Raw genomic sequence first — 20,284 nt, 5'->3', positions numbered from 1 at the left:
CACGAATCACGATAGGTGCCTGAAGGCCAGATCACAGCAGGCGTCACAGAGGTGTCAGCCGGAAGCGGCAGCGAACATCGCGTCAGGGCGGGCCGGGCCGGGACACACCCGCCGGCCCTGTTCCCCGTACGCCCTAGGCTGGCCCCGTGTTCGAACCCGTGCAGCTGCGCACCTTTCTCACCGTGGCGCAGACCCTGAGCTTCACGCAGGCCGCGTACCGCCTCGGGCTGCGGCAGTCGACCGTGAGCCAGCACGTACGGAAGCTGGAGGAGGCCGCCGGGCGCCGCCTCTTCGCCCGGGATACGCACGCGGTGGAGCTGACCGAGGACGGCGAGGCGATGCTCGGTTTCGCGCGCACGATCCTGGAGGCGAACGAGCGGGCGGCGAGCTTCTTCACGGGCACCCGGCTGCGCGGCCGGCTGCGGTTCGGGGCCTCGGAGGACTTCGTACTGACCCGGATGCCGGAGGTGCTGGAGGGGTTCCGGCGGGAACACCCCGAGGTCGACCTGGAGCTGACGGTCGAGTTGTCGGGGACGCTGCACAAGCTGCTCGCGGCCGGCCGGCTCGATCTCGTACTGGCCAAACGGCGCACGGACGAGGCGCGCGGGCGGCTGGTGTGGCGGGACCGGCTGGTGTGGGTGAGCACCGACCGGCTGCGGCTCGATCCGCAGCGCCCGGTCCCGCTCGTCGTCTTCCCGGCGCCCGCGGTGACCCGGGCCCGCGCCCTGGAGGCCCTGGAGCGGCAGGGCCGCGAATGGCGGATCGCCTGCACCAGCGGCAGCTTGAACGGGCTGATCGCCGCGACCCGGGCGGGCCTGGGTGTCATGGCGCACACGCTGGGCATGATCCCGCCCGGTCTGGTGCGGATCCCGTCGCGGGCGGGGCTGCCGGAGCTGGGCGGGGTGGACTTCGTCCTGCTGTACGGGCAGCGCGACGGACCGGCCAGGGGCCCGGCGGAGGCACTGGCCGATGCGATCCTGGCGGGCGGCGACCGATTGCAACTGCCGTGACGCGCCGGACCCGGACCCGGTGCAGCGCCCCAGAGACCCGGTGCGGCAACACGGCGCTCCGACTCGTTGTACAGACCTGATGCACAGAGCCGCCGAGCCGACGCGCAGAGCCGACGCAGAGATCCGGTGCGGCGATTCGGCGCGGAGATCCGGTGCAGAGATTTGGTGCAGATACGGTCCCGGCGTCGTGATCGTTCGGCGCTCAAGTGGTCGGATCATGTCCACGCTTCTCCGAAGTAACCCGATTTAGCCGGTCGACCAGGTGCCGGGGCGCCGGTTTCGGACCGTAATAGGGCACTCCCGTACGGCGTCACGTTGGGGTACGGTCGCGGCCCCGGTGAGGAGCACCACAAGGAGCTGGGCCATTGCGCGAGTTCACCGTCCCGCCATTGACGACCGCGCCCCCGGTCGGCGGGCTGGCGGACGTGGTCTTCGAACACGCCGCCACCGACCCCGACCGGATCGCCCTCGCCCGCAAGGACGCCGACGGGCACTGGCAGGACATCAGCGCCGCACAGTTCCGGGACGAGGTGATCGGGCTCGCCAAGGGCCTGCTCGCGCAGGGCATCCGGTTCGGTGACCGGGTCGGCATCATGTCGCGGACCCGCTACGAGTGGACGCTGTTCGACTTCGCGCTGTGGTCCGTCGGCGCCCAGTCCGTACCGCTGTATCCGACGTCCTCCGCCGAGCAGGTCTTCTGGACGCTGCACAGCGCGGGCGCCTCGGCGTGTCTGGTCGAGCACGAGGACCACGCCATGACCGTCGGCTCGGTCATCGACCGGCTCCCCCAGCTCCGTACGCTGTGGCAGCTGGACCGCGACCCGGTGGCCGAACTGACCGCGGCCGGTGCGCATCTCGGCGACGAGGTGGTGCACCGGCACCGTATGGCCGTCACCCCGGACGCCACCGCGACGATCGTCTACACCTCCGGCACCACCGGCCGCCCCAAGGGCTGCGACATCACCCACGCCAATTTCATGGCCGAGGCCGACAACGTCGTACTGCGCTACGAGGCGGTCTTCCACTCCAGGCCGGGCGACGAGGCGTCCACCCTCCTCTTCCTCCCCCTCGCGCACGTCTTCGGGCGGATGGTCCAGGTCGCGGCCGTACGCGGCCGGGTCAAGCTGGCCCACCAGCCCGAACTGGCCGCCCGTGCGCTCCTGCCCGACCTGCGGTCCTTCCGCCCCAGCTTCATCCTCGCGGTGCCGTACGTCTTCGAGAAGGTCTTCGCCGTGGCCCGGCGGCAGGCGGAAACGGACGGCAAGGAGGCGGCGTTCGACAAGGCCGTCGATATCGCGGTGCGCTACGCGGAGGCGCTGGAGCACAAGGCGTTCGGCACCGGCGCCGGGCCCGGAGCCGCGCTGCGGATGCAGCACCAGCTCTTCGACAAGCTCGTCTACAGCAAGATCCGCGAGGCGATGGGCGGCCGCGTCCGGCACGCGATGTCGGGCGGCTCGGCGATGGGGCGCCGGCTCGGCCTGTTCTTCGCCGGCGCGGGGGTGACCATCTACGAGGGCTACGGCCTGACGGAGAGCACGGCGGCCGCCACCGCCAACCCGCCCGAGCGCACCCGCTTCGGCACCGTCGGCACACCCGTCCCCGGCACCACCGTGTACATCGCGGACGACAGCGAGATCTGGCTGCACGGCGCGCAGATCTTCCGGGGTTACCACAACGACGCGAGGTCGACGGGCGCGGTGCTGAGCGAGGGCTGGTTCGCCACCGGTGATCTGGGCTCGCTGGACGAGGACGGCTATCTGACGATCACCGGCCGCAAGAAGGAGGTGCTGATCACCTCGGGCGGCAAGACGGTCTCCCCGGTGGTGCTCGAAGAGCGGGTACGGGCCCATCCGCTGGTCGCGCAGTGCATCGTCGTCGGCAACGACCGGCCGTTCATCGCCGCGCTGGTGACGCTGGACCCGGAGGCGGTCACGCACTGGCTGACGGTGCGCGGCAAACCGGAGCTGCCGCCGTCGGACCTGGTCCGCGACCCGGACCTGGAGGCCGAGATCCGGCGCGCCGTCATAGCCGCCAACACCCTGGTCTCCCAGGCCGAGTCGATCCGTACGTTCCGGATACTGGCCCACCAGTTCAGCGAGGAGAGCGGTCTGCTGACCCCCTCCCTGAAGCTCAGGCGCCGGGCGATCGAGGCGGCGTACGCGGCCGAGGTGGACGCGCTCTACGAGACGTGACAGGCGGGCCGTACCGTCGCCGCATTCGTGACGCCCCCGATCCGGCCGCCGGGCCGTGGGCCTTCCCGTTGCGGAGGGGGCCCGGCCTCACCGCCCTGATCGCCGACAGTGCCGGCCCGATCACGGTCGGAGACCTCGTCCGGCCCCGGACCTTCGGCCTGGTCCGCGACGGACGGCGTTCGCCCGGGACGGCGGCCCCGCCCCGTCTCCGATGCCGCCCATCCACCACCCCGCGCACCGCATCGCCGCAATCTGCGAGGAATGCAGGGAATGCGGGACGGCAGATGATCGTTGACATCTCAGAACGAGAAAGCCGACGTAAGGATCGAATCCCCCGTGAGCAAGGTCCCCTCCATCACGCTCAACAACGGCACCGCGATGCCGCAGCTCGGCTTCGGTGTCTGGCAGGTTCCGGACGATGAGGCGGCCACCGCGGTCGGTCACGCCCTGGATGCCGGGTACCGCAGCATCGACACCGCGGCGATCTACGGCAACGAAGAAGGCACCGGCAAGGCCCTCGCCGCCTCCGGTATCGCCCGTGCCGACCTCTTCATCACGACGAAGCTGTGGAACGGTGCCTCGGAAACGTGGACGCGTGACAGCGTCCTCCGCGAGTTCGACACCTCGCTGACCAAGCTCGGCCTGGACTATGTGGATCTCTACCTGATCCACTGGCCCCGTGCCATGCGCGACGACTACCTGACGATCTGGCGCGCCTTCGAGGAAATCAGCGAGAGCGGCCGCGCGAAGGCGATCGGCGTCTCGAACTTCCAGCCCGCGCATCTGACCCGGCTGCTGGCCGAGACGTCCGTCGTCCCGGCGGTCAACCAGATCGAGCTGCACCCGCACTTCCAGCAGCCCGAGCTGCGCGCCGTCCACGCGAAGCACGGGATAGCCACCGAGGCGTGGTCCCCGCTCGGCCAGGGCAAGGGGCTACTGACGGACCCGGTCCTCGTGCGGCTCGCCGAGAAGCACGGCAAGTCTCCCGCGCAGATCGTCCTGCGCTGGCATCTCCAGCTCGGCAACGTGGTGATACCGAAGTCGGTGACGCCGTCGCGTATCGCCGAGAACTTCGACGTGTTCGGTTTCGAGCTGGACGACGCCGACCTGTCGGAGATCGCGGCTCTCGACAAGGGCACGCGTCTGGGCCCGGACCCCGACACGTTCGACATCTGAGGCCGCCCGCCGGACCTGAGGCAGTCCTACGGCGCCGCCGCTCGGCTCAACCGGGCGGCGGCGTCGCCCTGTTCGCCCCCGTGGAAGGGGCACCGAGCGACCTGCCGGCAGCCACCCACCGGGCGTTCGAAGTCCGCATCGCCATTCCCCTCACCCATTCCCCTCCACACTCCACCAACAGGCAATTCAATTCATTAACTTAATATTATCGTCCGCTCGTATTTGTATTACCTCTTTTGTTTGTTTCGTTTCCCGCTCGGGAATTCTGAGGGTGCGGGCCATGGGACCCGCATTCAGGGAGGGAAACGCTAGATGAAGCAGTTCGTGAAAAAGGCAATCACGCTTTCCGCGGTCTTCGCCGCGGCCGCGGGCACCGCGATCCTGCCCACGGCCACCGCGCAGGCCGCGCAACAGCAGCGTTGTCCTCGGGCCTACGCGGTCTGCACCTGGACCGAGCCGAGCGGCCGGGGCGAGCTGAAGGTCCTGTTCAATGAGACCCGTCGCATCAACCCGGGTGCCCGGAGCGCGCAGAACCACACCAATGAAACGTGGTGCTTCTACGACGAAACGGACTTCCACGGTCGTCACCAGCGTGAAGTGCAGCGCGGTGAGCGCGTGTACGACTTCGGCTTCCGCGCCCACTCCGCCCGGCCGGGGCACTGCTGGGGGGACGACGGCCGGGACGACGGCGGCTGGGGGGACGGCGACTGGGGTGACGACGGCCGAGGCCATGGCGGCTGGGGTGATGACGGCCGGGGCGACGACGGCTGGGGCGACAACGGCCGAGGTGACAACGGCTGGGGCGACAACGGCCGCTGAGAAACCGCGCCACTGAAAGGTCACCGCGCGCCGCCACCCGCGACGGCCTTTCCACCAGGCGTATCCGGTGATTTCCACCGGCCCGTGCCGGCCACGCCCGTCGTGGCCGGCACGGTCACGCGCAGGAAAAGAAAAGCGCACGGCAACGGAATTCACCGGGTGCGCAGTTCCATCGACCGCTGCCTGTTGATTCAGCGAATGCGAATTCCGGCCGGTCCGGCCGACCGCAGCGATCACACGAAACCCCGCGAAGGCTTTCCCGGCGACTGCTGATTGCACAGAAACCGTCCCGCCGGGGCGGCCGACCCCGCCCGGCCCGCGGAGGTGCGGGGTGTGCGGGTGCGGGCGGGTACGCGGATGTGGGTGTGGTCCGAGGAGGAACGCGGGGCGTGAATTCGCCGTCTTCTCCCCCGACACAGACACAGGCGCCCGCCGGGGCCGCCCCGTGAGTTGGAGGTCGGGAGGCCGATGGCCGATCGCGCGACGAACCCTGCGCCCGCGCCGTATGCCGGGCGGCGCACACCCGTCGGCCTGCGGGCACGGTGTAGCGAGCCGGTTACCCCGTACGGCCTGAGCAACGGCGTGCGACCCCGGGTGGCCTCCTGATGGGCATGCACGGTCGGATCGCGCTGGCGATCTCCCTCGTCGTGGCACTCACCGTCGTCGTCTTCGGCTTCGCCGTGCACGCGACGTGCGGCGTGGTGCACGCTCAGCAGGCGCACGCCCGTGACCAGCAGAACGGGCTGCTCACCTCGGCGCTCCAGAAGTACCGGCGGGACGGCACCCTCGCCCCCGGCGCGCGGCTGGACGATTCCGCGCTGCCGGAGCCTCTGGCCGACGCCGCCTGGAAGGAGGGCACCGCCACCTACGTCAGCGGCGGCAGCGCCCCGCAGGTGTGGGCGGCGGCCCGGGTCGACGGCAAGGTGCTGTCCCTCTCGGCGTCCTACGCGCCGCAGGGCGATCCCTTGCAGTCCGCTCTTGACCGGGCCCTGGTGCCGGTGGGCGCGATGACGGCCGCGCTGCTGGCGGTGGCGGGCTGGTTCACGGCGTACGGTCTGTCCCGGCGGCTGCGGCTCGACGCCGTCCCGGCACGCCGGATCGCGGCCGGCACACCGCCGGGCCCACGCCCGGTGGCCGACGGCGGCCGGGCCGAAACGACCGAGCCGCCGGTGCACAACCCGGCCACCCCGCTTGCCACCCGTGCCGCGGCGGACCACGAGCTGACCGCCGGTATGGCCCACGAACTGCGGACGCCCGTGACGGGTCTGGTGGCGGCCGCCGAGCTGCTGCCGCACCCCCGCGCGGTGGAGATGGTGCGTGACCGGGCGCAGGCGATGCGCTCGCTGGTCGAGGCGCTGCTGGAAATCTCCCGGCTCGACGCGGGCCAGGAACAGGCGAGGTGCGAGCCGGTGGATCTGGCGTCCCTGGTACGGGACACCGTGAGCCGCGTCGCACGGGAGTCCGGCGCGGGTGAGGCGGCGGCCGCGTCCGTGTCGGTGGCCGGCGAGGGCCGGATCGTCGAGACGGACGCAGGCCGGGTGGTGCGGGTCCTGGAGATCCTGCTGCACAACGCGGCCCGGCACGGCGCATCGCCGATCGAGGTCACCCTGCACGGCTCGTCGATCGCCGTACGGGATCACGGTCCGGGTTTTCCCCGGGAGTTGCTGGACCACGGGCCGCGCCGGTTCCGCACGGGCGCCCCCGACCGCGGCACCGGACACGGACTCGGCCTGACCATCGCGGTGGGGCAGGCGGAGGTGCTCGGCGCGCGGTTGCGGTTCCACAACCCGTCGGACGGCGGCGCCGCGGCCGTGTTCGAGCTTCCTGAAACACGGGCGTGTTCCTGAGGTGACTCGCCCTCCGTGATCCGGACGGTCGCGGCAGAGGCTGACCGCCGGGTGCCGTCGCGCTGTCGCACACGCCGCGGGGATCTCCGCCGCGATGGAAAGCGTCGTTTCGTCCAGACGGCAACGGGGGGAGCTGTCGTCGTCGTTCAGTGAGTGGCGACAGGGCGGGGCGGGGCGCTGCGGGTGAGCGGGCTTTCGTCGGGCCTGTTCGCAGACATCGCGCCTGAGGTGATGAATGGGTGGCCGGAGGGCGCGGGCCGCCGACGGCCGGCAGTCGGCCGAGCGGGCGTTCGTGCGCAGGCGTACCGCCGACCGGGTGTCGCCGTCGGCCAACGAGCTGAGATCGCGTACGCGTTGGCGATCACGGCCCTCGGCGAGGCCGGCTCGGTGAGACCGTACGGATCAGGGAGGCCGTACCGATCAGGTGAGCCCCCGAGGAGGACTTGGCAGGGGCCCGGATGTTGCGCCGCCGCCGTTGCCCGTCTGTTCCGGCCGACGAACGGCGGCTTCCGCCGTCTCCCGCCGAGGGACCGGGGGCCTGGGTTTTCCGCGCACCGCCCACCGGACCGCCATCGGTACCGCGAGGCCGGTGAGGGTGAAGAGGGCGCCGAGGACATACCAGCCGGGCCGTCCCCAGGTGATGCACAGGGCGATGAGGAGGGTGGGGCCGAGGGCTTCGGCGAGGCCGGCGCCCATGCCGAAGACGCCGAGGTACTGGCCGGTGGCGTGGTCGGGGGCGAGGGCGAAGGAGATCTCGAACCCGCCGGCGGCGTGCCAGAGTTCGCCGATGGTGTGGATGACGACGGCGGCCATGAGCAGGGTGCCGGCCGCCCAGGCGGGGGTGCCCGCGGCGAGGGAGATGAGGGCGCAGGAGGCCAGGAAGGCGACGCCGGCGCGGCGGTAGGCGTGGCCTCCGGTGGTGGGGGTGCCGATGTTGCGGCTGGCTCGTACCTGGAAGGCGATGACGAGGGCGGTGTTGGTGAGCATGGTGGCGGAGATGAGCCAGCGCGGTGCGGTGGTGGAGGCGACGAGCCAGAGCGGGATGGCGACGGTGAGGACTTTGAACTGGATGGCCATGATGCCGTCCAGGGCGGTGAGCGCGAAGTAGGGGCGGTCCCGGAGGGCGATCCACCGGGGGCCGCCGTCGGCCGGCAGGGGACGGACCGGGGCGAGGCGGGAGAGGAGTGCGGCGGCGGCCATGAAGGAGACGGCGTTGCCGGTGATCAGGAGCTGGTAGGCGGTGCGGGTGTCGGTCTGGACGGCCCAGCCCGCGAGCACCGCGCCCAGGGAGATGCCGGTGTTGCTGACGGACCGCAGGTACGCCCGGAAATCCTGGGGACGCCCGCCGCCGTACCGTTTGACGAGGGGACCGCGGGCGGACAGCCCGGCGGCCTGGGCGGAGACGGCCAGGGTGACCACGAGGACGAACGGCCAGAAGCTGTGCACCAGGACGAATCCGGCGGTGGCCAGTGCGCGGACCACCAGGGTGGCCGCGTACACGCCGCGCGATCCCCAGCGGTCGGCGAGGTGTCCGACCGCGATGCCGACGCCGAGCGAGACGAGTCCGGCGATGCCGAGGCCGAATCCCACCTGAGCCGCCGGGAGATGCACCGCTTCGGTGAAGTAGAGCACTCCGGCCGTCAGGAAGATGCCACTGCCGATCGAGTTGGCGAACGTCGCGACGGTGAAGACGCGTTGGGGGCCGACATCGGGTATCAGCCATGGCATGGTGGGCTCCGTGTGTGGTGGGTTCCGGGTGCTCGGGGTGTGGGGGGTAGCGGGTATCCGGACGCGCTGGAGGTGGGCGACGGGGGCTTCAACTGCGTTGCGGACAGGCGGCGTACACCAGTTGTCTTGGCGGAGTCGGCTGTTGGGTCGGCGGCGGACGGTGATTGCGTCGTCCGTTGAAGCGCCGCGCGCCCCGTATGAGGAAGGCGGCGGCGACGTCACCGCCTTCGGGGCGTGGGGAGTTGGTCCGGACTTCGGTGCGGGAGGGGCGCGGCGGTGAGGTGGCTTCGGCGGCCGCCAAGACCGGGTGCGGTGCCTCGTCCCTCCCGCCGCCTCCCGGACCGGGCGCCGTACCTCGTTCCTCCTCCCCTGCCTCCCGGACCTCGGCGTGGCGTCTCGTCCAGGCCAGACTGATGTAATGGCCTTATGCACCTCAACCCTTACGGCGAGGATGCCGTGAACCTGGCCGCGGACCTCGCCAACCGGTGCCCGGCCGACGCCGGGGAGCTCGCGGACCGCTGCCGCGCCGCCGGGCTGGTGCTGGAGCGCCCGGCCACCCCGCAGGATCTGGACCGCACCCGGGTCGCGCTGGCTGCGTGGGAGAAGGTCGTCGACGCCACCGCCGGGCGGGAACGCGCCGAGCTGGTCAACCGGATGCTGGCGGCGGCGGCCGCCCACCCGCGGCTGACCGACCACGCCGACAGCGGCTGGCACCTGCACTACCGCGACGACCGGCAGCCGCTCGGCTCCCTGCTGTTCTCGCTGTTCTCCGTCGGTACCGCGCTGCACCTGGCAGGGCGGGGCATGCACCGGCTCGGGCGGTGCGCCGTGACCGAGTGCACCACGATCTTCGCCGACACCTCCCGCACCGGGCGCCGGCGCTACTGCACCCAGCGCTGCGCCAACCGCGACGCGGTACGCCGGCACCGCGCGCGAGCCGCGCCGTGAGCAGCGCTGCGAACCGCGCCCCGGCCGCGCGATGAGTCGCCCCGCACGGCCGGTTCCGGGCCGACACACGTGGCACCGCCCCGGGCGCGTCCGGCGGGGCCCGGTGCCGGGAGGCCGGATGGCCGGGCGTACGCTCCGATCATGGAGGAGCGCAGAGCGCTTCGGCGCCGCATTCGCTGGTGGTTGTCCGTTTTCATCGTCTGTCTCGTGCTGAGTGGGCTGACGGCTTTTCCGCTGGTCACCGAAGTGCGGTGGCTGGAAGAGCTGTTGGGGTCCGCCGGCTCGCCCGTACCGGAGCATGTGCCGGGGCTGATGGAGTGGCTCGGCCGGACCCGCGAGGGCCTGGTGGCGACCGATGCGAAGTATCCGTTCGTGCTGTACGGGACCGACTGGCTGGCCTTCGCGCACCTGGTGATCGCGGTCGCGTTCTACGGCCCGTTCCGGGATCCGGTCCGCAATATCTGGGTCATCGAATTCGGCATGATCGCGTGCGCCGGGATCATTCCGCTGGCCCTGATCTGCGGTTCGATCCGGGGAATTCCCTTCTACTGGCAGCTGGTCGATATGTCGTTCGGAGTGTTCGGCGTGATCCCGCTGCTGATCGTCCGCCGCATGATCAAACGGCTGGAGGCGTACGAACTCGCGGCGTGAGCGGAGCCGGGCGACGGCGGCGGGATCATCTGTCGCGGCCGCCCGGCTTGTTCGTATCCGTGACGAAGCGCCAGCGTGAGCCGCGCTCTTGCCGGGCGACATGTCGCGTTCTCCGGATTCCCCTTATCCGCATACTCCTCATTGCCCCCTTTCTCCTTCACCGGCCCCCTTATCCGCTGCACGCGATGAACGAGAAGCGGCCAGTGGTGAGCGGCAAGGCAAACGGGGGGTAAATGGTGAGATGGGGAAATGTTGAGGCCGGCGAGGTGTGGCCGAGAGATCGATTTGATTCGGGCATGGCATGAACCGCCTAACCTCTCCGGGAGGCCCGCCCCCATGCGAGACGGAGCCCGTGTCCGCATCAGGCGATGAGCTGATTCGTGTCCGCCGTCTCCGGACCGCGAGCGGGCCGGAGAGCATGCCTGACGGGGAGGGTCAGTGTCCGGTTTCAAGGCACCGCCGCAGGACGATTTCCACGCTTATGCCGGTCTCACGGCGAAACAGAGCGATCACCTGAGCAAGCTCTCCCGGTGGAGCAGCACCCAATGCGCCCATACCGACGGGCTGGACGGGCTGCTCCTGTTACTACGGGAAGTCGTCCCGGAAACCTCGCACTTCTTCTCCGGGAAACTCGATCAGTGCGGGCGGGGCATGGGTGTGATCGAGGACAAGATCCACCGTACGAGCGCCGACTACGCCAAGGCCGATCACCAGGCCATGACGGATCTGCACGCCATCTATCCCGGCGCCTTGTCCCACTTTCCGGACATCGGGGCGGTCCCCGGCAGTTCCCGTGCCGGGAACTTCACCGATGAGGACGTCACCCTCAAGGAGCCGGCCGGCGCGGACGCGGACACGGAGAAGAACATCCACCATCAGTTGTTGCTGCTAGGGCGCAACAGCGAACTCCGGGGCGCGGACAAGGTGTTCATGTTCTGCACCGGTCAGAGTCTGGTCGAACTGCTGGTGAAGCCCATCGTCGGCAATTACGGCCGGCTGCGCTATCTGCACGATGCGTACGACGCGCTGGGGGACGGCACCTACACCGTGGCCGGAACGCTGCGCAAGGGGTCCTGGGCGCTCGGGAGCGAATGGCAGGGAGACACCGCCACCGCCTTCGACTCCTATCTGTTCCGGTGGACGATGGGTATCGGCGGGGTCGGGGACGCTGCCAAGATGACGGCCAAGGCGTATCAAGTCGGCTACGACGCCATCGTCGTGCTGGTGCAGTCCGCACTGCGCGAGATCAACAACCTGATCAACAACGAGATCAAGCAACTCGCCGAGCAGGCAGGGGAAATGCTGGCAGGAGACGCGGCGATCGAAGCGGCTGGGCTCGGTCCGGAGGATCCGCTGGCGGATATCGGCGCGGGCATCTACTCCGCGTACAAGCTCTATAAAATCTACAAAATCGTCCGGAGAATCGTCACAGTCGTCACCGTCATCGAGAAAATCTATGAGGGGATCGCCAAGGCGGTGCAGACCATTGCCAGCGAGGCCGAAAAGGTGACCGCGGCCCTCGAATCTCCCATGCCGAGCGTGGGCAGCCTCATCGACGACGTCGAGCAGCGCGGCTTCACATTCGAGAAGGGCGGAGGCTGGAGCCCGACGCTCGGCGCCGCGCGTATCGGGATGCTCCCCTCCGCCTGACCACCGGCACGACCACCTCTTCGACTCACCGCCCCTTCAACTCCCCGTCCCCCGATCCTGCGGTCCCCCGGTTCTTCGACGTCTTGGAGCGCGACATGTCCTCGTACCACTCGCCCCACCCCGACGGGTCCGACGTCCACCAGCCGGAGGATCCCGCTGCCGAAGAGCGCGCGGAGGCGGCCGACCGGCTCGGAGAGGAACTGGAGGGGAACAAGACCGCGCGCCAGGAGGAGTTGACGCACGAGATCTACGAACAGCTCAAGGCCGGCTCGGAGGTGGACGACATCAAGCACCTCATCGCCCGGCTCAGCAGAGCGGGCACCGAGGACGCCGCCAACCGGCAGCGGGGGCACCGCGCGACGGGCGGCAGGCCGTGATGCAGTCGCTCGACTCCTTCACCGTCACCGCCGAGTACGGCCGTTCCCATACGACCTTCCTCCTCCGCCCGGAGGGGCAGCGGGAGCCGGCGGCGCGTATGCACAAGGACGGCGCGTACGAGACGCGGTACCCCTTCCGCGTCTACACCGGCGCCGGCCTGGATGAACTCGCCGGCTACGTCACCGAGTTCGCGGCCATGACGGCGGAGCGCGTAGAGGTGGGCACCGTACGCCACCGGGAACGTACGCTGCGCCCGGACGACTGGACGTTCACCCAGCACGATCTGGGCGTCCTGTGCGGGCTGCCGGAGGGCTCCGGCAGCAGGCTGCGGCACAGCTCCCCGCTGCGGATGGTGCTCGGTCACTCCTGGGGGGACGCACTCTTCTCGTACCGGCTGCGCTTCCGGTCGGCCGAATCGGCGGGCTTCGCCTTCGCCCGCCTCGCCGGGGTCCGGGCGCGCTACACGGTCACGGTGCACGACCCCCGCGTCAGCCGCCTCCTCGTCCTCGCCTGTGTCACCCAGTTCAACACCTACGCCGCCACCGACCCGCGCAAGTCCGCGGTCGATCTCACGGCCAATCCCCTGCGCGGCTGAGCGGCCTCGGGGACGCGGCGGACGGCTATGGCTGCGCGGTGAAGGCCACCCGGGTGGCCCGCGTCCCCGTACGGATGAGCAGCCCCCGGGACAGCTCCTCGGCGGTGCGGGCCGCGTTCAGCCATACGGTGACGGCGGCGCCCAGCAGGAGCGGGTCCAGACGGGGGCGGGGGCTGCCGAACGGCCGTGGGGCGTGGGCCTCCAGGAGGAGGTCGCCGCGGCGCAGGAGGAGCAGGCAGCGGTCGTCGGCGAGGGCGGTGACGGCGACGTCGAGGCCGGAGTTGGGGTGCTGGATGTGGTGGCGCAGCCAGTCCTCGGGGCCGAGTTCGGCATCGATGACGGTGCGGGCCAGCACCGCCGCGGTGGCCCGCCAGATCTCGTGCGTCTCCTGGTCCGACACCGCGTAGAAGCCGCGGGCCTCTTCGTGGTGGTGGGCGACGACCGGCCACCGCCGGACCGCCACGGAGTCGTCGGGCAGTACCGTGCCCGTCACATCGAAGGTGGTGGGCCCCAGGTGCCGCTCGGGGGACGGTTCGGGGACGGGGTCCGGCCCGGGGTGATGCCGGGGAAGGGTGACGTTCCGGTGCCCGAGGAACGGATACATGACCTCCTGGTGCCGTCGGCCGGCTTCGCCCCGGGCGGCCAGCTGCCGGTCCACGGGGCCCTGGAACTCCTCCGGAGTGTGCTTCTCGGCGGCGGTCAGGAGCTGTTCGAGCAGATCGCCGTCGGGGTCGAGGCGGGGGGCCGCACGGCTGAAGGCGGCGGTGGGCGAGGCCGGGTCCAGTTCGTCGAGGCCGGTGGCCGCGAGCAGCAGGACGCGGTGCAGTGCGGCGGAGTAGAAGGTGGTGCTGCCGTGGTCCCCCACGACCCAGTCGCTGGCGATCACGGCGGCGCGCCAGCCCTCCTCCGGCGGCAGGACGAGCAGCCCGGCGTCCATCGCCGCGGCCAGTCGCAGGTGGACACGGTCCCGGCTGTGCCGTGCCCACACATTGGGGTGCAGGACGAGGGCGACCGCGAACTCGTCCGCCGGCAGCGCCGTGACCAGCTTCAACGGCAGGTCGGGACACCGGCCGAGCAGCGAGTGCGTGCTCCAGGTGCTGTTGATGACGACCAGTCGGCGGCCGTGTCCGACGCCCAGCTTCGACCGGTAGAGATCGCGCCGGGGCACACTCTGCTCGATCCGGTCCCAGCAGTAGTCACCGATGAGGCGGGCCACGGGGACGGCCTGGGGGCAGGTCCCAGCCAGCCGCGCGATCTGGTCCTCGTGCGAGACGCCGATCGCGGCGGGCAGTACCCGCCCCCACCGCGTCAGTTCGCGCCGGGACAACCCCGCGGGCGCGGCCGCGTCACCGGTGGACTCGGTGACCAGGCGGTTGTATCCGGCGCCGTGCGGCATGACGACGAGCGGGGCGTCCAGCCGCCGCATGGAAGGGTGCACCGCACAGGCGACGGCCAGGTCGAAGGACCGCCGCCGGGCCTCCCGCCAGCTGAGCACGCTGGCGCCCAGCCCGGTGAAGTAGTCCTCCAGCCCGTCGGCGAAGACCGATCCGGGGTTGACGGTGAAGGACACGCTGATGCCGTCCTCCGGGCGCAACAGCCGCATCACGTCCATCAGCCGGGTCGCCGAGGTGAGGGTGCGGGCGACCCCCAGGACCTGGGCGTCCTCTTCCACGGTGTTCCAGCGCGACCACTGGCGCCTCTTGTGGCGGCGGGGCAGCAGGGGCACAACCACTCTCCGGACGGCGGGAACGGGATACGAGGACGAGGGATGACGAGAGATGAGGAGGATGAGGAGACGGGCAGGACGGGGCAGGTGGATGTGGATGGCGGCGAGACGCGGGGAGCCGGGCCGGGCCCAGGGGCGGCGGGCCCCCGGCCGCCTATGCCGGTAACGCCGGTTCGGCGATTCCCGCGTGCGCCCGCAGTTCGCGGACCTTCGCCCGGCTCGCGCGCTGCACCTGGGCGTTCTGGATACGGTCGCCCAGCTCCACCGCGAGCGCCAGGGCCTGGTCGAGCTTGACCACCTGGCCGAGCCGTTCGGCCAGCAACGCGGCGTCGGTGACGGCCTCCAGCGCATCGTCGAGCAGCCCCAGCGCCTGGAGGCACCGCGCCCGGACGATGCCGATGCGCGGCCGCATCGCGTCGTCGTTGCCGGCTTCCGCCCTCGTCAGCGTCCCGGTCAGCAGGTCCAGGGCCTGCTGCGGACGGCCGGCGGCGAGGATCGCCTGGCCGAGGTTGTAGCTCTGCACGACGATGCCGTGGGCGTCGCCCTCGTTGGCGCGCAGTGCGCGTTCGAAGAGCCGGATGGCGTCGTCGGGGCGGCTGCGGGCGAGGCAGAGCAGGCCCTGGGTCTCCCAGACGATGCCGGGCAGCCGCGCGTCCCCGACGGATCCCAGCAGTTCCCCGGCCCGGTCCAGCTCGGCGTCGGCGCGCTCGTACTCGCCCAGTTCGTAGTGGGCGCGGGCCAGTTGGTTGCGCATTCTGACCTCGGCGTCGATCCGGCCCTCCCGGCGCGCCGCCTCGATGCCGAGCCGGTGGGACTCGATCCAGTCCGCGTAGTGCTTACGGCTGTGGTAGAGCGCCCAGAGGGATTCGCACAGGCGCCATACGGCGTCGTACCGGCCCTCGTCGGCGGCGGCGCGCAGCACCGCCAGGAGGTTGGCACGTTCGGCGTCGAGCCACTCCAGCGCCTCGGCGCGGGTGGTGAACAGCGCCTGCGCCTCGGCGGTCGTGCCGTCCCCGGCGGCTTCCTGGAGGCGGAAGCGCGGGCCGAAGACGAGCCGGTCGGCGCGGGCGGCGGTGGCGAGATAGAACTCGGTCACCCGGTGCCGCAGGGCCCGGACGTCCTCCGCCGGCTCGCCGCGGGTACGGGCGCGGGCGTGCGCGGCCACCACATCGTGCAGCCGGAACCGGTCGGGCGTGCCGGAGCCGACGGCCATATGCGCGGTGAGCAGATCGCGCAGCGCGTCGTCGAACCGCTCCGCGCCGGCCGCCCGCGCGAGGGCGGCGGTGAAGGTGGTGCCGGGGAAGCAGCCCAGGATCCGGTAGAGGGTCCGGGTGTGTTCGGCGAAGGTCTCGGCGACCGCGTCGAAGACCGCCGCCACCGGTGCGCGGCCGTCGCCGGACGGGAACCGCCCGTCGGCCAGATCGCGGACCACGGCTTGCAGGCTCAGATGCGGCCGCTCGATGAGCCATTCACCGGCCGCCCGCAGCGCCAGCGGCAGTCCGCCGCACACCTCGACCAGCCGGGCCGCCGCCCCGTCGTCCGCCCGCTCGTCCGCCCCGGCATCCCGCCAGCGCCGTACCAGTTGGACGCCCGCGTCGCGATCGAGTGGTTCGACCGTGACCGGCACCGCGCCGTCCACCACCAGGGAGGCGAGCCGGGTGCGGCTGAGGACGACGGTCAGGCCGTGGCTGGGCAGCAGCGGGCGCACTTCCGAGGCGTGCTGCGCGTTGTCGATGACGACGAGGAGTCTGCGGCCGGCCGTCGCCGTGCGGAACAGGGCCGACCGGTCGGCGAGGCCCGCGGGGATGAAGCTCTCGTGGACGCCCAGGGCCCGCAGGAAGGTCCCGATGACGCCACCGACGTCGATGCCGCCGTCCCGGCGGACCTCGGCGAGGTCCGCGTAGAGCTGTCCGTCCGGGAAACGGTCGGCCAGTTCGCGCCAGACCCACTGGGCGACGAGTTCGGTCTTGCCGACACCGCCCAGGCCGGTTATCACGATCGTGGCGGGCGGGCTGTCCTGCCGGTGGGCACCGGCCGCCGCGGACAGCTCGGCGAACTCCGCCGTACGGTTCACGAAACCCACCCTGGGCGCGGGAACCTGACGCGGCGTCAGTGGTGTGGGGGTGCCGAACGTGATGGAGTCGATCCGTCCGGCCTGGAACACCGGGCCGTTCACCACGGCGTCGCCCGACACGACATTGCGGACGGTCTCACCGGCGCCATCGGCCCTACCGCTGTCCACCCGATCTCCCTCCGTCCCGCACACCGGAACGGCGTGTCCCGGTCTTCCCTGCGCGCGTGGGTCCGGGGGAACTTGGTGTCCTTGCGTCCACGCGTCCCCGCATCCGGCCGTGTGCCCCGCGCCCAGGCGCCCGTCCCTCCGTGTGCCGCCCTGGTGTCCGGGCGGCCCGCCCAGGGTATTGCCTGCGCGGCGGTACCGGGCCGGGGCCTTGCGGATCCGGTGCGATACGGCGCGATCCGGCCTGCCCACGCGGCGGTTCCGGGGGCGGGGCGGGCCTCCGTCCACGTTGTCGGTGCGGGCGTCCACGTTGTCGGTGCGGGTGTCCGCGTTGTCGGTGCGGGTGTCCGCGTTGTCGGTTCGGCGGCCCCGCTGCCCGCCGGATCCGTCGGTCGCCGTAGGGTCTGGATCCGTGGGTACTCCGGGATGGGTGCCGCCGACCGAGACGGAACGGCGGCTGTGCGAGGCGACGGCGCGTGGTGACTGGAACGGGCAGCTCACGGCGCTCGCCGGCGAGGATCTGTACTTGGCGGCGCCGCAGCAGGGGCAGGACCCGCTGCCCGTCTATGACGACCCCGCGACGGGCGGTAAGTGCATCCCCGTACTGACGCGCGGCATGCTGCCGCCGTGGCAGCCGCAGCAGTTCTTCGACCGGGTCTCGGTCGAAGAACTGGCGCAGGACTGGCCGAACGACAAATGGCAGCTCGCGGTCAATCCGGGCACGCCGTGCGCGGCATATCTGGCGGCCTCCGCCGCGCACCGCGCCGTCTGGCTCCAGTTCCGCGCCCAGGTCGGCGTTCGGCCCGGCGGTCTGCTGACCACACATCTCGGCGGTCCGCTGCACGGGCCGCTGGCGCAGGGGCTTGCGTGCGGCGCGCCGATCGCCGTACAGCACAGCGTGCCGTGGAATGAGCTGGGCACCGCCTTCCTGGACCACGCCACGGACGCGCAGACGCTGCGCGAGCAGTGGTCGGTGGCCGATCCCGCCTCCTGGCAGCAGCGTTTCGACCAGCTGCTCGGCGGACAGTTCGTACCGGCCGAGGCGGAGGCGGCGCTGCGCGCCCGTGCCCGTCTCCGGGACGGCGGCGAGCGGGCCGACGGTGGCGAGCGCACCGAGGAGGGCGAGCGCGTCGGCGCCGAGGGGCCGGCTTCGGCGGATCCGGGGTGCGGTGCCGAGGGGCCGGAAGGCGATGCGGCGGCGCACGGGATTCCCGAGCTGGTGGGCCGGTACGAGGAGCGGTTCCGGGCGGACGGGCTGCTGCCGGCGGACGGCCGGGTGGTCTCCCTCGTCGCGCTGGACCTCGCGCACGCGGTGAACCTCGTCCGCTGGGGCCTCGGCGCCCGGCTGTGCGCGCCGCACCAGGCCGAGCAGGCCGTACAGCAGGCCGGCGCGCGGGCCCGGGAGGTGTACGGCTCATGGGCGGAGTTCGCCGCGGGCTATGCGCTGGGCCGCATGCTGGCTTTCGACAACGGCTGGTTCGGCCCGCAGTACGCCGAGGCGGTACACATCCACCGCGTCCTCACCCAGGACCCGGGCTCACCGTGGCGGGGGCTGGCTTTCGCCTGAAGCCGGGGGCGGGCGGCCGTCGGGGGCCGCCCGCCTGCGCGGTACATGCCGTGCTTGCCGTGCTTGCCGTGCTTGCCGTGCTTGCCGTGCTTGCCGTGCTTGCCGTCGGTCCCTCGGCTTCCTCCGACATGGGCCGGTTGGATCACTATGGGTCGGTTGAGCCACTATGGGCAGCCGAGTCGCTGTGTCGGTTGTGCCGGTCGGGCGGCTTGAGCTGGTTGAGCTGGTGGACGAGCCTCGGCCGCGGGCGGGGCCGTCGTGGTGTCCGGGACTGCCGTGACATGGGACTGCCGTGACACGGGGCCGACCGTGATACGGGGGATGACCGTGATGCCGGGGGACGATGCGGTCACCATGTCCTCGGGCGGCCACCACGGCCTCGGATGGGCGCTACCGCCCCGGGCAAGCGGCACGGTCGAAGAGGCTGGATCTATCTCATGGACCGGACCGTTCAGAGAGAGCGGGCCGTTCGAGGAGAGCGGGCCGTTCGGAGGGACCGGGCCGGTCCGGGAGAGCGGACCGGCCGGCGGGACCGTATCGGCGGAGAGGACGGACACAGCATGGGCGGGAGTGGCGGGATCGCGTTCGACGGGCCGGCGCGCCCAGGGGCGGTGGTGACGGCCGGACCGTCCGCGCCCGGCCGGGACCGTCCGCGCGGCACAGTGCGGCCACGGCTCCGGATGCGGCAGCGGCTGCGGCCGCCGCTCGGACCGTGGACCACGGCTCCGGGAGACCGCCATGGGCGCTGACGCCACCGGGCCCGCCGCCCCCGGGCCGGACCCCGGGCCTCGCCCCGAATCCGCCGCCGAGCCGTTGCGCACGGCCCTGCCGACGTGGGCGCAGTGCCGCACCGCGCTGCGCCGTACACCGGTGTCCGTCTGGCACGACGATGTGACGGACTGGGCGGCGAGCCTGACGTACTACTCGGTGCTGGCGCTGTTGCCGGCGCTGATCGTCACGGTGTCATTGATCGGTCTCGCCGATCCCTCGGCCACCGCGGTCCTCATCAACCACCTCAGTTCGATCGCCCCCACCGGTTCGGGCGCGACCGTGCGCCACGCGCTGATCGGGATGTCCCAGCAGCGCACCGCCGCCTGGCTGGTGGTGGGTGGCGCCCTGGTCAGCGCGCTGTGGTCCTCGTGCAGCTATCTGGCGGTGTTCCGCAGGGCGCTGCACGCCATGCACCGTATGCAGGACGACCGTCCGCCGTGGCACAAGGCGCCGCGCATCCTCGCCACGGCGCTGCTGCTCATGGCGCTGCTGATCAGCAGTGCGGTGGCGCTGCTGGCGAGCGGGCCGATCGCACGCGCCGTCATGCGTGCGCTGGAGCTGGGTGCGAGCGGTGACACCTCGTGGGACCTGCTGAAGTGGCCGCTGTTGGTGGTGCTCGCCAGTGTGCTGGTGATGGTGTTGTTCCGGTCCGGGCCGCCGATTTCGCGCGGGGTACGGGCCGCGGCGCCCGGTGGGCTGGTCTCGGTGCTGATGTGGCTGGTGTGCTCGGCGGGTTTCGCGCTCTATGTGTCGTACGTGGGTACCTTCAACCGGCTCTACGGCTCGCTGGCGGGCCCGGTGGTCTTTCTGATCTGGCTGTGGTTCTCCCATCTGTCGCTGTTGTGCGGCGCTCAGTTCAATGTGGAGCTGATACGCGCGGGCCGGGTCGTCCGGCCGCGGCGGCGCTCGTCCCGCCGCTCCTGACCGCACCGCGTCACGGGCGGCACCAGCCGGCAGGACGGGGCCCCGATACGAGGGGCCCCTCCC

Annotated in this window: 16 protein-coding genes; 13 read left to right on the top strand and 3 right to left on the bottom strand. The window is 71.5% G+C overall.

Going from position 1 to position 20,284, the window contains the following annotated elements:
• Window positions 1-146: 146 nt before the first annotated feature.
• The 6 genes from IH09_RS20365 (at window position 147) to IH09_RS20345 (ending at window position 7,044) form a co-directional block, all read left to right on the top strand.
• Window positions 147-1,010 carry a LysR substrate-binding domain-containing protein gene (locus IH09_RS20365; RefSeq protein ID WP_052858354.1) on the top strand — a complete coding sequence of 288 codons (864 nt, stop codon included), beginning with the start codon at window positions 147-149 and terminating at the stop codon, window positions 1,008-1,010.
• A gap of 365 nt (window positions 1,011-1,375) precedes the next feature.
• A complete protein-coding gene (locus IH09_RS20360; RefSeq protein ID WP_052858351.1) occupies window positions 1,376-3,202 on the top strand; it encodes an AMP-dependent synthetase/ligase in 1,827 nt (608 codons plus the stop codon).
• 336 nt (window positions 3,203-3,538) lie between these two features.
• Complete coding sequence (locus IH09_RS20355) at window positions 3,539-4,378, top strand: aldo/keto reductase (protein WP_052858349.1); 840 nt, start codon at window positions 3,539-3,541, stop codon at window positions 4,376-4,378.
• Between the two features lie 312 nt (window positions 4,379-4,690).
• A complete protein-coding gene (locus IH09_RS20350) occupies window positions 4,691-5,197 on the top strand; it encodes a peptidase inhibitor family I36 protein (protein WP_052858347.1) in 507 nt (168 codons plus the stop codon).
• Window positions 5,198-5,281: 84 nt separating this feature from the next.
• On the top strand, window positions 5,282-5,470 hold the full coding sequence (locus tag IH09_RS39175) for a hypothetical protein (protein WP_190233347.1): 189 nt from the start codon (window positions 5,282-5,284) through the stop codon (window positions 5,468-5,470).
• 332 nt (window positions 5,471-5,802) lie between these two features.
• Window positions 5,803-7,044, top strand: coding sequence for a sensor histidine kinase (locus tag IH09_RS20345; protein WP_052858345.1), 1,242 nt, complete (start codon window positions 5,803-5,805; stop codon window positions 7,042-7,044).
• A gap of 420 nt (window positions 7,045-7,464) precedes the next feature.
• Here IH09_RS20345 and IH09_RS20340 read toward each other — a convergent pair whose 3' ends face one another.
• On the bottom strand, window positions 7,465-8,772 hold the full coding sequence (locus tag IH09_RS20340; protein WP_110952441.1) for an MFS transporter: 1,308 nt from the start codon (window positions 8,770-8,772) through the stop codon (window positions 7,465-7,467).
• Window positions 8,773-9,198: 426 nt separating this feature from the next.
• On the opposite strand from IH09_RS20340, the gene IH09_RS20335 reads away from it, so the two are divergent.
• The 5 genes from IH09_RS20335 (at window position 9,199) to IH09_RS20315 (ending at window position 12,994) form a co-directional block, all read left to right on the top strand.
• Window positions 9,199-9,720: a CGNR zinc finger domain-containing protein gene (locus tag IH09_RS20335; RefSeq protein ID WP_052858343.1), complete on the top strand. Its 522-nt coding sequence runs from the start codon at window positions 9,199-9,201 to the stop codon at window positions 9,718-9,720.
• Between the two features lie 141 nt (window positions 9,721-9,861).
• Entirely contained in the window at window positions 9,862-10,371 is a 510-nt protein-coding gene (locus IH09_RS20330) for a hypothetical protein (RefSeq protein ID WP_052858341.1), read from the top strand.
• A 438-nt stretch (window positions 10,372-10,809) separates the two neighbouring features.
• Window positions 10,810-12,021: a WXG100 family type VII secretion target gene (locus tag IH09_RS20325; RefSeq protein ID WP_052858339.1), complete on the top strand. Its 1,212-nt coding sequence runs from the start codon at window positions 10,810-10,812 to the stop codon at window positions 12,019-12,021.
• 95 nt (window positions 12,022-12,116) lie between these two features.
• The gene (locus IH09_RS20320; protein ID WP_052858337.1) at window positions 12,117-12,398 is read left to right on the top strand and encodes a hypothetical protein; all 282 of its coding nucleotides are present in this window, start codon (window positions 12,117-12,119) and stop codon (window positions 12,396-12,398) included.
• Complete coding sequence (locus IH09_RS20315) at window positions 12,398-12,994, top strand: hypothetical protein (protein ID WP_052858335.1); 597 nt, start codon at window positions 12,398-12,400, stop codon at window positions 12,992-12,994. The genes IH09_RS20320 and IH09_RS20315 overlap by 1 nt, the downstream gene beginning before the upstream one ends.
• Window positions 12,995-13,019: 25 nt before the next feature.
• Here IH09_RS20315 and IH09_RS20310 read toward each other — a convergent pair whose 3' ends face one another.
• Together IH09_RS20310 and IH09_RS20305 are read right to left on the bottom strand one after the other, a co-directional pair.
• Complete coding sequence (locus IH09_RS20310; protein ID WP_052858333.1) at window positions 13,020-14,720, bottom strand: hypothetical protein; 1,701 nt, start codon at window positions 14,718-14,720, stop codon at window positions 13,020-13,022.
• 154 nt (window positions 14,721-14,874) lie between these two features.
• A complete protein-coding gene (locus IH09_RS20305) occupies window positions 14,875-16,962 on the bottom strand; it encodes a hypothetical protein (RefSeq protein ID WP_318279495.1) in 2,088 nt (695 codons plus the stop codon).
• A gap of 427 nt (window positions 16,963-17,389) precedes the next feature.
• Here IH09_RS20305 and IH09_RS20300 point away from each other — a divergent pair, with 427 nt between their 5' ends.
• Together IH09_RS20300 and IH09_RS20295 are read left to right on the top strand one after the other, a co-directional pair.
• Window positions 17,390-18,526, top strand: a complete 1,137-nt coding sequence (locus IH09_RS20300) for a DUF1266 domain-containing protein (RefSeq protein WP_052858331.1) — start codon at window positions 17,390-17,392, stop codon at window positions 18,524-18,526.
• A 738-nt stretch (window positions 18,527-19,264) separates the two neighbouring features.
• Complete coding sequence (locus IH09_RS20295) at window positions 19,265-20,221, top strand: YihY/virulence factor BrkB family protein (RefSeq protein WP_052858329.1); 957 nt, start codon at window positions 19,265-19,267, stop codon at window positions 20,219-20,221.
• Window positions 20,222-20,284 lie beyond the last annotated feature (63 nt).

Origin of the sequence: Streptomyces celluloflavus (assembly GCA_000720995.1) — a bacterium.
GTDB lineage: Bacteria > Actinomycetota > Actinomycetes > Streptomycetales > Streptomycetaceae > Streptomyces > Streptomyces celluloflavus.
Note: the sequence above shows the minus strand (reverse complement) of the source record. Positions and strands in the feature narration are given on the sequence as shown.

What these genes read in the sequence shown, in the direction of transcription:
- IH09_RS20350 (WP_052858347.1), top strand. Translation starts at nt 4,691, where the DNA reads ATGAAGCAGTTCGTGAAAAAGGCAATCACGCTTTCCGCGGTCTTCGCC.
- IH09_RS20295 (WP_052858329.1), top strand. Translation starts at nt 19,265, where the DNA reads ATGGGCGCTGACGCCACCGGGCCCGCCGCCCCCGGGCCGGACCCCGGG.
- IH09_RS20345 (WP_052858345.1), top strand. Translation starts at nt 5,803, where the DNA reads ATGGGCATGCACGGTCGGATCGCGCTGGCGATCTCCCTCGTCGTGGCA.
- IH09_RS20340 (WP_110952441.1), bottom strand. Translation starts at nt 8,772, where the DNA reads ATGCCATGGCTGATACCCGATGTCGGCCCCCAACGCGTCTTCACCGTC.
- IH09_RS20315 (WP_052858335.1), top strand. Translation starts at nt 12,398, where the DNA reads ATGCAGTCGCTCGACTCCTTCACCGTCACCGCCGAGTACGGCCGTTCC.
- IH09_RS20335 (WP_052858343.1), top strand. Translation starts at nt 9,199, where the DNA reads ATGCACCTCAACCCTTACGGCGAGGATGCCGTGAACCTGGCCGCGGAC.
- IH09_RS20330 (WP_052858341.1), top strand. Translation starts at nt 9,862, where the DNA reads ATGGAGGAGCGCAGAGCGCTTCGGCGCCGCATTCGCTGGTGGTTGTCC.
- IH09_RS20320 (WP_052858337.1), top strand. Translation starts at nt 12,117, where the DNA reads ATGTCCTCGTACCACTCGCCCCACCCCGACGGGTCCGACGTCCACCAG.